The following is a 12,797-nucleotide window of genomic DNA, read 5'->3' on the forward strand; positions in this document are numbered from 1 at the left end:
AATGAAGGTAAAAATTAGTAATATTAATTACCTTGGTCGAGTAAACGATGACCCTTTAATCATTTTCAGCAAATTTACATAATAGTTTACCATTTTTCATTTTCCTCCATTAATTCCCGCTAATATTTCCTTTTCAGTTTCTTTATAATAGGATGCGAGGAGGAATTTTATATGAAATTATTCTTTTTTATTCTTGTATTTTTAGGTATTTTGCTCCTATTCTATAGGGCATATAAAAATACTCATAGAGTTGTTTTAAATAAAATTAATTTATCTAATATAGATTCTGGTCAGCCTCATGGACCTCTTTTAAATATTTTGCAAATCTCAGATATGCATTTAGAAAAGATTTCTGTTTCTCCTGAACAACTTTACAACAAGCTAGCACGTGAGAAAATTGATTTAGTCGCTTTAACGGGGGACTTTCTTGATAAAAAACGCAGTATTCCAAAGCTAATTCCTTATTTAAACGTTTTTAACAGGTTAAATCCGCGCTATGGCATTTATGCCGTATTTGGAAATCATGATTACAAATTAAAACAAAAGGACTTTGAATTTTTAAGAAATACATTGGAACTACATGGATGTAAGACTTTTCAAAATGAAAATGAGACAATTATTGTCGAAGGAAATCCGGTTCATATTATTGGTATTGATGATTTACATTCAAAAAGAAGCAACTTGCAAACATCATTCTCTGATTTAAAGGACGGATACCATTTAGTTTTAACTCATGACCCTAATATCGTTCTCAACATGAAGGATTGGTATTTCGATTATCTATTATCAGGCCATTTCCATGGCGGCCAAATATACTGGCCTAAACCGTATCATCTTGCAAAATTAGGAAGGACGATGATTCAGATGAATATGATTAAAGGGCTGCATTATTATGAGGATAAACCTTTTTATATAAGTGAAGGATTAGGACAAACAGGTATTAATATCAGACTAGGCAGTCGTCCGGAAATAACACTTCACCAACTTTCTTTAAACAAAGTACAAGATAAAGAGATTCAGGCTGCAATTTAACGTCAGAGTCAATGTGTTTTTAATCAATATAAAAAAAGGCTGTTGACACCACGTTTTCAACAGCCTTTTTATATTCATGTACGTTCTTTTTATGACTCTGCTGCTGCAACATGTTTACCTTGTTCTCCCGCTGGCTGGGAATGGATGGCTGGATAGGGAAAAACGAAAAGAATGTATTAAAATACGTATATACTTTATCAAGACCAAATTAATAAAAATTAAAGACTCCAATGTATTTAAGCTATAGCCCAAAAAGAGGGACTCAATTTAGAGTCCCCCCAAGTTTTTATGAATGTTCAATTCTCTATTAGGCTTTTAAAATATCGTGGTCAACGTAGCGTTCGCCGTTCATTTCACTAATAACATTGATGGCCACTTTTGCGCCGTCCCCAGCTGTAATAATTGTATGCATGCTCACCCCAGCGATGGTTCCAGCTGCCCATATTCCTTCAATATTTGTTTTTCCTGCCGCATCGACATCAATAATGGTTTTAATTCTCGGTTCCGTGCCAGGCTTAGTTGTCAAGCCGATTTTTTCAGCAAGATCAGCCATCATGCCAGTTGCTATAATGACGTGCTTTGCCTCATATTCAGATTGATCGGTTTCAACCTTAAATCCATTGTCTGTTTTGCTAACATTTGCAACAGTAGCTTTGACCATTTCGGCGCCAAATTTACTAGCTTGTTTTTTGCCATTTTCAATAAGGTCGGGACCGCTGATTTCTAATACACCATAATGATTTTCAATCCAAGCTCTTTTTGTAACGCTCTTGTCATTATCAATTACTAATGTTTTCTTTCCCGCTTTAGCTGTAAATAAGGCAGCACTTGCACCTGTAGGTCCAGCTCCAATAACTACAACATCAAACATCAATAATCCCTCCAGATCATATGTTATTACAGTATCATCGTAGCTTAACAAAAGTTGAATGTAAAATGAATTGCTTGTTTCGAGATTTTGGGAATACGAAATTATTAAAAATTTCATTTGTATTATTTCTAGCTTAAAAACAATTTAAAAGAGCTGCAAAATAAAAAGAACCATCGCTTCCGTCCTGGGATTGATGGTTCTTGTGTTTAAATTGATATAAATGATCTTTTTTCGTCTTGGTCATTCTTGTGCGCATATCTGTAAAAACAAACTCACTTCGCTTTGCTTCCGGATTCAGGTTTCCTTCACGAACAAGTTTTTCTCTCAATTTCTTGGCTTTGGATTTTGCCATAAAAATCACTCCTCTATTAAGTTACATTCCATTATATAACATTTGGAGGAGTTTGTTTAATAAATTTTAGATCTCTTGCATTTTTGTTTGCTGCGGATTTTCTACTTTTACTGAAGTGCGTTGCTTCTTCATATGAAGGAGGTAATAAAGTGCTGCCCCAATTAAAATATAGAAGGAACAAAAGAAATATAAAGTGCTATAATCCATTTTTACCGCAATGATACCGACTATGAAAGAACCTAGTGCAATGCCCGTATCATAGATGGATAAAAAAGTGGCTGTTGCCAGCCCTCTTTTTCTAGGTTCAGCATCTTGGATGGCAATGGTTTGGAAGGTAGGAAAAAGAGTTCCCCAGCCTAAGCCAATCATTCCTGCTGAAAGGAGGAATGTGAATGCCCCATTGCTTTGGCTTAATACAAACATCCCAATGGCGAAAAGAGCAATACATGGAAAGCTGATCACATTTGGTCCATATTGATCGAGCCATTTTCCTGTAAACGGTCTTGAAAGTAATAAAACAATGGCATAGACAACAAAGAAAAGACTCGCAACGTTTGCCAAGTGAATTTCAGTTGCATAGATCGACACAAATGAAAGAAGTGCAGAATAAACAATTGCCATGAAGCTTCCTACAATCGCGATGGGAACGGCAGAAGCTTCGAAAAGGTTTCGGAATGAAAAAGATGAAGAAACCTTTATCTCATTAGGCTGTTCTGTTTTCGTGACCTTAACACTTAGCCCGGTAAGTAAAGAACAAATTGCAACAATGACACTAAGGATAAATAATGTTTGGGATCCCCATTGTTGGATGGAGAACAAACCAACAAATGGGCCTATTACCATTGCTATATTTGTTGACATAACAAAATATCCCATTCCTTCACCTCTGCGTGAGGCTGGAATGATATCAGCTACGATTGTACCCACAGCCGTCGTGGCCATACCAAAGCCAATCCCATGCAGCAGGCGAACGATCAGAAAACCTGTGATTGTTTTTGGGAAAATGTATAGGAGTGAGGCGCCGGCAAAAAGAAAAAGCGCAATTAACAATACTTTTTTATGACCTTTACTTTCAAGCCATTGCCCGGCAAGCGGACGTGAAACGATAGCAGAAAGCAAAAATACCGTTGTCATAAGCCCCGCTACTGAAGAACTGCTATGCAATTCATCCATTGCGTAGGATGGAAGTGTCACGAGCAGGATATAAAAAGTTAAAAATAGGAAAAAGTTACTTAAGGAAACACTGATAAAATCTTTGCTCCATAGTTTTGATTTGTTCATGCAATGCACCTCTGTTATAAAATTTGCTGTAACCAGCTGTTTTGCAGTTTAAGAAGTTCTTCTTGTGACGCCTCTGGAAAGTGATTCAGCAAACCCTGATTTACTTCATTTACGACAATTTCCCATCTTGGGTATTCATTTATTGCTTCATCTGTTAATTGAACATGCTTTTCCCGTTTGTCCTTCCCTGGAACCTGTTTCACATATCCTTGTTTTACTAGCCGTTGAATAGTTCGTGTCATAGGCGGAGCTTCAACAAATAAATAATCACAAAGTTCTGTTTGAGTAAGTGACCCTCGTTTTTTGAGAGTAAAGATAACGGCCCACTGAGCACTGTATATTCCCAATGGCTTTAAGGCTTCATTGAGTTTGTTGGTAAGATGGCGTGAAAGCTGATGAAGAGTATGGAATAATTCGTGGCTTATCATAATGCGCTCCAATTTCTCAAAATAGTTACCTAGGTAACTATAAGGGCAAAAGTGAAAAATGTCAAGGAATGATCACAAGTAAGTAGAGACTGATCAGTTCGCGGAATACAACTGCATTTCGGCTGAATAAAAACAGATTGGCGGAATTACGTAGCAGTTTGGCGGAATAAATCCAAAGTTTGGCGGAATTAATCGGAACTCTCGCGGAATTATCATGGAAGTTGGCGGAATTAATCGGTAGATCCGCGGAATGATTCAAAGAAATACCTGGAATAAATACGAAAACTCCATGGAAAAAATAAAAAATCCCGCGGAATCCTCACTTACACAATTCCGCGGAATAAACCGTATCCCGTTTACCTTATCTTGACACATTAAAATACCTTGCTTCCGGATGGGCAAACACCATCGCAGAAACAGATGCTTCTGGCTCCATCATACAGCCCTCTGTTAACTGAATCCCAATTTCCTCCGGTTCAATCAGCTTGAACAGCTTCTTTTGGTCCTCTAAATCAGGGCAGGCCGGATAACCAAACGAAAATCGTTGTCCTTGATAATGAGCGGCAAATCGATCCTGCATCGAAAAATCAAGCGGGTCAGGGAATCCCCAGCGGTCACGCATTTGCCGGTGAATCAACTCGGCAAAACCTTCCGCAGTCTCCAAAGCAAGTGCCTGAAGAGCGTGACATTCAAGAAAACGTCCCTCAGCCTTCAATTGATCTGCTTTTTCTCGAATTCCTCTGCCAGCAGTTACGGTGAAGAAGCCAACATAATCTTTAACACCGCTATCAACCGACTTTAAAAAATCTGCTAAACAAAGATGGGGTGCAGACTCTTGCCGTGGAAAATCAAATGTTTCAATAATACAGTCCGGATTTTCCGGGTCATAGATATAAATCTTGTTCCCATCCGATTGTGCCGGGAAAAACTGATAAGCAGCCGCCGGCGTAATCCAATGATTTGCGCTGGCATCCGCTAACAATTGGTCAACGACATCTTTTACTTTTATCGTCTTTTCGTCCCGCTCAGCAAGTAATTTCGAAATTTTGCCCTTCACACCAAGATGGTGGCCTATCAGCATTTGCATATTAATATAAGGTTCAATATGTGAGAGTGAATAGGATTTCAACACATGCTTTTTCGTGTCCAGTGGCGTAAAGACGGGCACCTCTGTGGAAATGGCTGGCTTTAGCTTCACCGCGACAGACCCACTTGACCGGCTTGGTAATTCTCTTGGAAGCTCGATTGCCGTCAGTTTTTCTGCTCTATCAGCGAGCAACTTTTGAAGCTCCTCAGGTGACTGCAGTTGATTGGCAAGTGATAAGCCTGTCATCGCATCCTTTGCATAAAGGACAAGCCCATCGTATTCCTTCGCAATTTTCGTATCCGTAAATTTCCGGGAAAGGGCGGCACCGCCAACTAAAATTGGCAGGGAGATTCCTGCTTCCTTCATATCTTGAGCGGTTAACACCATCTGCTGTGCAGATTTCACCAGTAAGCCAGATAACCCGACCATATCAGGTTTTTCCTCACGAATGGCCTGAACTAGTTCGGTAGGTGTCACTTTAATCCCGAGGTCATGCACCTGATATCCATTATTGCTTAGGATGATTTCCACTAAGTTTTTCCCAATGTCATGAACATCGCCTTTTACAGTTGCTAAAATAACTTTTCCTTTAGAAGCGGAAACATCACCTTTTTCCATATGGGGTTCTAAATAAGATACTGCAGCCTTCATCACTTCCGCACTTTGCAGAACTTCCGCGACAATTAATTGGTTGTCATTGAAAAGGCGTCCGACTTCCTTCATTCCATCCATTAGTGGGCCGTTAATAATATCAAGCGGGGCTGGGTAGGTCTCAAGAGCAAGATCTATATCAGGCAGTAAGCCTTCTTTTGTACCCTCAACCACATAATAAGCAAGCCGCTCATCCAAGCTCATATTTGGAACCGTTACCTTCGACTCTTTCTTTTTCCCCCGATAAAATTCAGTAAAGGTAGCAAGTGTCTCATCAGTAGTGTCAAAAAGCAAGGACTCGGCTAATTGAACCTCTTCCTTGGAAATCGACGCAAACCGCTCCAATTTCTCAGTATTGACAATCGCATAATCAAGTCCTGCCTGTGTACAATGATAGAGAAACACGGAATTTAAGATTTCTCTTCCAACTGGCGGCAGTCCGAAAGAGACATTACTAATACCAAGAATCGTTTGTACCCCTGGAAGCTGCTCCTTTATTACCCTGATTCCTTCGACGGTCGCTTTTGCGGACCCGATATATTGCTCATCACCAGTACCCACTGGAAAAACTAAGGGGTCAAAAATTAAATCCTGTGGTTTAAGCTTATATTTATTCACTAACATGTCAAAGGAACGCCTGGCAATTTCCAGTTTTCGCTCAGCCGTAACACCCATACCTTCTTCATCGATGGTGCCAACGACAACTGCAGCACCATAGCGGTGAATCAATGGCACAACCGCTTCAAACCGTTCCTCACCATCTTCGAGATTTATTGAATTGATAATCGCTTTTCCTTGTGAATATTTCAGTGCCCTTTCGATGACTTTTTCATCTGTAGAATCAATCACAAGAGGAACCTTGATTTTCTTGACAACTTCTTTGATGAAATTTTCCATATCTACAAGCTCATCACGGTCCGGATCCGCAAGGCAAAGATCAATTACGTGCGCACCGCCCTTAACTTGGGCCCGGGCAATTTCCGAGGCTTCTTCAAATTTCCCCTCTGTTATTAATCGTTTGAATTTCCGTGAACCAATAACATTCGTTCGTTCCCCAACCATAATAGGTCTTAAAGTCGGATCGTCGTATATGAACGGTTCAATACCAGAAACCATATGAAGTGACGCTGGTTTGACTTCCCTTGGCTGAAACTCTTTCATCGCCTCAGCAATTGCCTTAATATGTTCAGGTGTCGTACCACAGCAGCCACCAACAATATTCAGCCAGCCATGGGCGGCAAAATCAGATAGTTTTTTTGCAAGTGTTTCTGGTGTTTCATGATAGTGTCCTTCTTCATCTGGAAGGCCGGCATTCGGATAACAGCTAACTGCAGTGGATGCAAGCCCTGCAAGCGAACGGATATGATCCTGCATAAATTCCGGTCCTGTTGCACAGTTCAGACCGACTGCAACAGGGTTCATATGCTCAATAGAAATATAAAACGATTCAATCGTTTGCCCCGCAAGTGTTGTCCCCATTGGCTCAATCGTTCCCGAAATAAACAGCTGCAGTGTTTTGCCTGTTTTTTCAAAAGCCTTTTGGATCCCGACATAACCGGCTTTCACATTCAGCATATCTTGACTCGTTTCAAGCAGCAGCAAATCAACTCCGCCGTCAATTAAACCAATTGCTTGTTCTTCGTAAGCAGCAGATAGGGCGTCAAAGGTGGTTCCACCGGTGACACTTAATGTTTTCGTTGTCGGTCCTATTGATCCGGCTACATAGCGGGGCCACTCATCGGTTGAAGCCTTCGTAGCTTCTCTAACCGCAATCATCGCGGCAATTTTATTAATTTCATAGGCCCTATATCCTAACTCATATTCATCAAGGACAATGCTCGTTGCTCCGAACGTATTTGTTTCGATGATATCGGCACCAGCATCTAAGTATTCCCGGTGGATATTTGCAATAACTGAAGGAGCGGTTAAATTTAGGTGTTCGTTGCAGCCATCATACTGTTCGCCGCCAAAATCTTCAGGCGTAAGCTCTGCCCGTTGGAGCATCGTTCCCATTGCCCCGTCCATAACGAGGATGCGCTTTTTAAGTTGATCAATAAATGATGTTTTCGGCATAGCTGCTCCCCCTCAATTCACTGGCACGCATTCTAGCATAAAGGGCCAGTTCAACAGTTAATTCATAGCGTAAAAATGGTGTAATTAAATAAATCCCGTTAAATAAATCCAATGCAGTATCAATGAGTGACTTAGTAATAGCAATTCCCTCTTTAGCGGCATGAAGTGGGTTATCATTCAAGCTGGCCATCCGCTCCCGTATCGAATCAGCAATTTTAATTCCGGGAACTTCATTATGAAGAAACTCGGCATTTTTACTGCTGATCAGCGGCATTAAGCCAATATAAATAGGTGAACTCAGGTGTTTTGTATTTTCGTAGATTTCCAGCAATTTTTCCTCAGAAAATACCGGCTGAGAGATAAAGTAATCAGCACCATAGTGAATTTTTTTCTCAAGCCGCTTCACCGCTTTTTCAAGTGAGCGGACATTTGGGTTAAAGGCTGCGGCAATACTGAATGCCGTTTTTTGCCCCAAGTCTTTTCCGGAAAAAGAAAGACCTTCATTTAATTGCTTAATCATTTGAATCAATTCAAATGAAGACACATCGTAAACGGATGATGCTCCCGGAAAATCACCGACTCGTGCCGGATCACCTGTAATGGCAAGAACGTCATTCAATCCAAGTGTGTGCAGACCCATTAAATGTGACTGCAGGCCGATAATATTACGGTCTCGGCAGGAAATATGAATCAATGGCCTCAAGCCCAATTCCTTTTTCAACAAGTAACCGAGGGATTCGTTGGAAATCCGTACGGTCGCAAGCGAATTATCTGCCAGCGTGATAGAATCAATTCCTGCTTCTTTCAATGCTTTAGCTCCTTCGAAAAACTTCGTTGTATCCAGCTTTCGAGGCGGGTCCAATTCTACGATCACCGAGGGTCTTTCTTTCACGATTTCCTGAAGAGGAGCATATTCCCTTTTGGCAGCTGTAATTTCAATATTACTTTTCTTTGGTTTCAATTTTACAACTTTTTCAGTAACGGGAACACAATTCTTAAGCTCGGAGGCAAACGCCTTAATGTGTCCCGGTGTTGTGCCGCAACAGCCACCGAGAAGGCGGACCCCTTGGTTGCGGAATGATCGGGCAGATTTTTGAAAATATTCTGCATCCCCTTCATAATGAAACTTTCCGTCTATATAGGTTGGCAGACTGGCGTTTGGATAGGCAGAGAGAAACGCTTGCTTCGGAAGTTCAATTTGCTCAAGTGTGAGCAGCATATGATGCGGTCCGAGACGGCAATTGAGACCAATGACATCTGCTCCAAGGCCTTCCAGTCTCGTTAATGCCTCATTAACTGACATTTGATTTTGCAAAACTCCCGGTTCTTGAAGGGAAACCTGTGCGATAATAGGCAGCCTTGTTTCCTTCCTCGCAATAGTAAGAATAGTTTCAAGCTCTTCAAAGTCGTAAAAGGTTTCCAGCAAAATGCCGTCAACCCCTTCAAGCAATAGACAATATAATTGTTCGCGGAAGCTGCGCTTTAATTCCTCAATTGAAACGGAGTCAGGCTTTACCCCGCGATTACCGCCAATCGTTCCGAGCACATAAGCATTGTTTTGGGCTGCTTTTTTAGCATTTCGGACAGCAGCACTGTTAATTTCCTTGACAGAATCTTCGAGGCCATACCGCTGTAGTTTTAAATAGTTGGCTGCATACGTGTTTGTTTGAATAACGTCCGCACCTGCATCAATATAGGCTTTATGGATATTTTGGATCTGCTCCGGCTGGGAGAGATTCAGCTCCTCAAAACAGCAATCCGTTCCATACGAATAAAGGAGAGTGCCCATGGCTCCATCAGCAATTAAGATTTGATTGTTTAATTTCTCTAAAAAACTCATTTCGATTCTCCTTGTTGTCCTACTAATTGCCCTTCGCGGCCAGACACGAGTGCCTGTGTAAAATCCTTGATTAAATCATCCGGATTTTCAAGACCAACAGATAAGCGAAGCAAGCTATTTTTGATGCCGCGTTTTTCTCTTTCCGACTGTGGCATAGCGGCATGCGACATTTTTGCCGGATAGGATAAAATAGATTCGACTGCACCAAGGCTGACAGCAAATACCGGAATTTTTACGCTGGAAACGAACGAACGTACTGCAGCTTCATCAGTCAGTTCAAATGATAACACTGCTCCGGGACCATAAGCTTGGATCTGCTGTAAATCATGCTGTGGGTGATCTATAAGAGCAGGGTAATAAACTTTTTCAACAAGCGGTTGTTTTTCTAAAAATCTAGCAATCTCTATTGCTGACTTTTGCGATTGTTCAAGTCGGACGTGAAGCGTTTTTAGCCCTCTTAAAACAAGCCAGGCATCCTGAACGCCAAGAATCGCACCAAAAGAATTTTGCAAAAAGGCAAGTCTTCTTGCTAAGCTTTCATCCTTGACGACTGCAAGTCCTGCCACGACATCACTGTGCCCAGATAAAAATTTCGTCGCACTATGAAGCACGACATCAGCGCCAAGCGTTAATGGCTTTTGCAGTGCGGGAGTAAGGAAGGTATTGTCGACAAAGGTAAGAGCATGATTTTCCTTCGCCAATTGGCTGATTGCATGGATATTAGTTACTTTCAATAAGGGATTAGATGGTGTTTCTACATAAAATGCCTTGGTATTAGGCTTGATCGCCAGTTTTACCTGCTCTAGGTCTGTCATATCGACAAAGCTATGTTCAATTCCAAACCGTGAAAGTACCTCTGTGACCATTCGGTACGTACCGCCATACACATCCTCTGTGATAACAACATGATCTCCTTTTGAAAGCAAAAGAAATGTGGTAGAAATAGCAGCCATTCCTGATGAAAAGGCGAATCCCTTAACACCGCCCTCTAGTTCTGCAATTACATCCTCGAGTGCTTCTCTTGTTGGGTTTAAACTGCGGGCGTAATCATATTTACCAAAGCTGTCTAAATCAAATTGATGAAAGGTGGACGCGTGTTGGATTGGCACGCTTACAGCACCTGTTGCCGCATCGATTTTATGGCGATTATGAAGAAGCCTTGTTTCAAAACAATATTCCTCGCATTCCATCAAATAATCACTCCTTCACTGATATGTGCAAAAGCTTCCTCTAGGTCAAAAATTAAATCGTGTACATCCTCAATTCCAACGGAAAAACGCAATAACCGATTGCACACGCCTGCTTGGATCCTAATTTCTTCAGGGATATCGGCGTGAGTCTGAGTTGCCGGATAAGTAATAAAGCTTTCGGTACCACCAAGGCTCTCCGCAAACGTTATTAGCTTTAAGCCTTGTAAAAATGGATTAATCCATGATTCTTCTTTTAATCGGAAGGAAACCATACCGCCACGGCCAGGGTAAAGGACATCTGTCACTGCATCATGATGGGACAGAAATTCAACTATTTCCTTTGCATTTTTCTCATGTCTATCCATTCGAAGCGACAACGTCTTCATACCGCGCATTAGCAGCCAGGAATCGAATGGACTTAGGACTCCGCCGGCCCCATTATGATAAAGAGACAGTGATTCGCATAGTTCTTTCCCTTTCGCCACAATAAGCCCAGCAAGAACATCATTATGTCCGCCTAAATATTTCGTTGCACTATGAATAACGATATCGGCTCCAAGTGCAATGGGCTGCTGCAAAAGGGGAGTATAGAAGGTATTGTCAACAATCAGTAATAGGCCGTGCCTCTTGGCAATTTCTGAAACAGCGGCTATATCAGATTCCTGCATAAGGGGGTTGGTTGGAGTCTCGAGAAAGATCGCCTTTGTATGAGGTGTAATCTTACTTTCAATCTCTTCCGGATTACATGTGTTGACATAGTGGCATTTCAATCCCCATTTTTTATAGCCTTGTTCTAATAAACGGTACGTGCCGCCATATAAATCCTCACTCACCAGCCATTCGTCACCAGACTGAAATAAAGACAGGATCGTGAAAATGGCTGCCATCCCTGAGCTGCAGGCAAATCCTTGGTCACCGCTTTCCAAATCAGCAATCGTTTTTTCAAGAAGCTGGCGTGTTGGGTTCCCGGTTCGTGAATAATCAAATCCAGTTGATTGCCCAATTCCGGAATGGCGGTAGGCCGTTGAAAAATAAACGGGCGGATTAACAGTTCCTGTTGCTGATTCACTGCGATTTCCAATTTGGGCAAGTTTCGTTTCAATTTTGTACATAACGCACACTCCTTCTAAGTAAATAAAAAAAAGTCTTCTATAAGAAGAAGACTTTTGAAAAAGCACGACCAAATTGTCATTCTTCTTATCTTGCAAATTAGTAAAATAATTTGCAGGACTTAGCACCTTTTCAATGATTGGCATCATTGAAGGTTGCTGAGGCGTCACAGGGCCATTCCCTCAACCTCTCTTGATAAGAAATCAATATTTAGATTATTTATAAAATTTACTACATAGAGGTCTTTGTGTCAATTAATTTTTGTGAAATGTATTAAGTACTATACAAATTATTATGGGAATAAAAGATTAGCAAATAATTATGGAAAACGACTGAATTCATGCGAAGGTTATTTTGGTAGTCATTAAAAGGCTGTTAAGGCGAAATCTAAGATTATATAAGAATAAAAATGAAGGTTATTTTTTTTGATTTTTTTCCCAAAGCTTAAATTTTATATAGTTTATGTATTCTCTAAAATCATCTTTATTTATTCCATCTTCAATTGCTTTTTCAATAATAATTTTCCATTCTTTATCTAGATTTTCTATCGCTTGATTGTCAACCTGATCAATTCCAGTTAGTAAATATTCAATTGAAACTTCTAATGGTTTAGCAATCTTCATTAAAAAATGAATGGATGGATTTTTATTAAGGCTCCGTTCAATGTTGCTTAAATAGGATTTTGATATATTGGCAAGTTCTGCAAGCTCTGTAATAGAATACCTCTTCTTTTCTCTTAATTTTTTTATTCTATCCCCAATCATATACTTCTCCTTATAACCATATTTATTGTAATGATCCTTTTTGATTTGACGAAGATACGGATTTTTAAGTGATTTTTTTAAATGTAATAGTGTAATTAATGAGTTAATAATATTATAA

At 40.4% G+C, this 12,797-nt stretch carries 10 protein-coding genes and 1 riboswitch; of the genes, 1 reads left to right on the forward strand and 9 read right to left on the reverse strand.

All coding sequences use genetic code 11. The annotated features are described in order from the left end of the window. Positions 1–171: 171 nt before the first annotated feature. Entirely contained in the window at positions 172–1,032 is an 861-nt protein-coding gene (locus V7150_RS18055; RefSeq protein ID WP_335521138.1) for a metallophosphoesterase, read from the forward strand. A gap of 307 nt (positions 1,033–1,339) precedes the next feature. Here the strand turns inward: V7150_RS18055 and V7150_RS18060 are convergent, their stop codons facing one another. The 9 genes from V7150_RS18060 to V7150_RS18100 form a co-directional block, all read right to left on the reverse strand. Beyond that, positions 1,340–1,903 carry an NAD(P)/FAD-dependent oxidoreductase gene (locus V7150_RS18060; protein WP_335521140.1) on the reverse strand — a complete coding sequence of 188 codons (564 nt, stop codon included), beginning with the start codon at positions 1,901–1,903 and terminating at the stop codon, positions 1,340–1,342. 133 nt (positions 1,904–2,036) lie between these two features. Further along, positions 2,037–2,255 (reverse strand): hypothetical protein, encoded by a 219-nt coding sequence (locus tag V7150_RS18065; protein WP_335521142.1) that lies wholly within the window; start codon positions 2,253–2,255, stop codon positions 2,037–2,039. A 66-nt stretch (positions 2,256–2,321) separates the two neighbouring features. Then, complete coding sequence (locus V7150_RS18070; protein ID WP_335521143.1) at positions 2,322–3,536, reverse strand: MFS transporter; 1,215 nt, start codon at positions 3,534–3,536, stop codon at positions 2,322–2,324. Between the two features lie 14 nt (positions 3,537–3,550). Then, positions 3,551–3,964, reverse strand: a complete 414-nt coding sequence (locus tag V7150_RS18075; protein ID WP_335521146.1) for a MarR family winged helix-turn-helix transcriptional regulator — start codon at positions 3,962–3,964, stop codon at positions 3,551–3,553. A 361-nt stretch (positions 3,965–4,325) separates the two neighbouring features. Next, positions 4,326–7,775 (reverse strand): methionine synthase, encoded by a 3,450-nt coding sequence (gene metH / locus V7150_RS18080; RefSeq protein WP_335521147.1) that lies wholly within the window; start codon positions 7,773–7,775, stop codon positions 4,326–4,328. Continuing rightward, positions 7,753–9,615 (reverse strand): bifunctional homocysteine S-methyltransferase/methylenetetrahydrofolate reductase, encoded by a 1,863-nt coding sequence (locus tag V7150_RS18085; RefSeq protein ID WP_335521149.1) that lies wholly within the window; start codon positions 9,613–9,615, stop codon positions 7,753–7,755. The genes metH and V7150_RS18085 overlap by 23 nt, the downstream gene beginning before the upstream one ends. Further along, positions 9,612–10,805, reverse strand: a complete 1,194-nt coding sequence (gene metC, locus V7150_RS18090) for a cystathionine beta-lyase (protein WP_335521151.1) — start codon at positions 10,803–10,805, stop codon at positions 9,612–9,614. The genes V7150_RS18085 and metC overlap by 4 nt, the downstream gene beginning before the upstream one ends. Further along, positions 10,805–11,917 (reverse strand): methionine biosynthesis PLP-dependent protein, encoded by a 1,113-nt coding sequence (locus V7150_RS18095; RefSeq protein WP_335521153.1) that lies wholly within the window; start codon positions 11,915–11,917, stop codon positions 10,805–10,807. The genes metC and V7150_RS18095 overlap by 1 nt, the downstream gene beginning before the upstream one ends. Before the next feature lie 82 nt (positions 11,918–11,999). Further along, positions 12,000–12,117, reverse strand: a riboswitch (SAM riboswitch). Between the two features lie 214 nt (positions 12,118–12,331). Continuing rightward, the coding region (locus V7150_RS18100) for a helix-turn-helix domain-containing protein (protein WP_335521155.1) at positions 12,332–12,797 on the reverse strand (466 nt) is incomplete at its 5' end.

The organism is Neobacillus drentensis (assembly GCF_036965245.1).
GTDB lineage: Bacteria > Bacillota > Bacilli > Bacillales > Cytobacillaceae > Neobacillus > Neobacillus drentensis_G.

Bases quoted from the DNA above. Each gene is read 5' to 3' on its own strand.
- V7150_RS18085 (WP_335521149.1), bottom strand. From the start codon at position 9,615: ATGAGTTTTTTAGAGAAATTAAACAATCAAATCTTAATTGCTGATGGA.
- V7150_RS18060 (WP_335521140.1), bottom strand. From the start codon at position 1,903: ATGTTTGATGTTGTAGTTATTGGAGCTGGACCTACAGGTGCAAGTGCT.
- V7150_RS18065 (WP_335521142.1), bottom strand. From the start codon at position 2,255: ATGGCAAAATCCAAAGCCAAGAAATTGAGAGAAAAACTTGTTCGTGAA.
- metC (WP_335521151.1), bottom strand. From the start codon at position 10,805: ATGGAATGCGAGGAATATTGTTTTGAAACAAGGCTTCTTCATAATCGC.
- V7150_RS18070 (WP_335521143.1), bottom strand. From the start codon at position 3,536: ATGAACAAATCAAAACTATGGAGCAAAGATTTTATCAGTGTTTCCTTA.
- V7150_RS18075 (WP_335521146.1), bottom strand. From the start codon at position 3,964: ATGATAAGCCACGAATTATTCCATACTCTTCATCAGCTTTCACGCCAT.
- metH (WP_335521147.1), bottom strand. From the start codon at position 7,775: ATGCCGAAAACATCATTTATTGATCAACTTAAAAAGCGCATCCTCGTT.
- V7150_RS18055 (WP_335521138.1), top strand. From the start codon at position 172: ATGAAATTATTCTTTTTTATTCTTGTATTTTTAGGTATTTTGCTCCTA.
- V7150_RS18095 (WP_335521153.1), bottom strand. From the start codon at position 11,917: ATGTACAAAATTGAAACGAAACTTGCCCAAATTGGAAATCGCAGTGAA.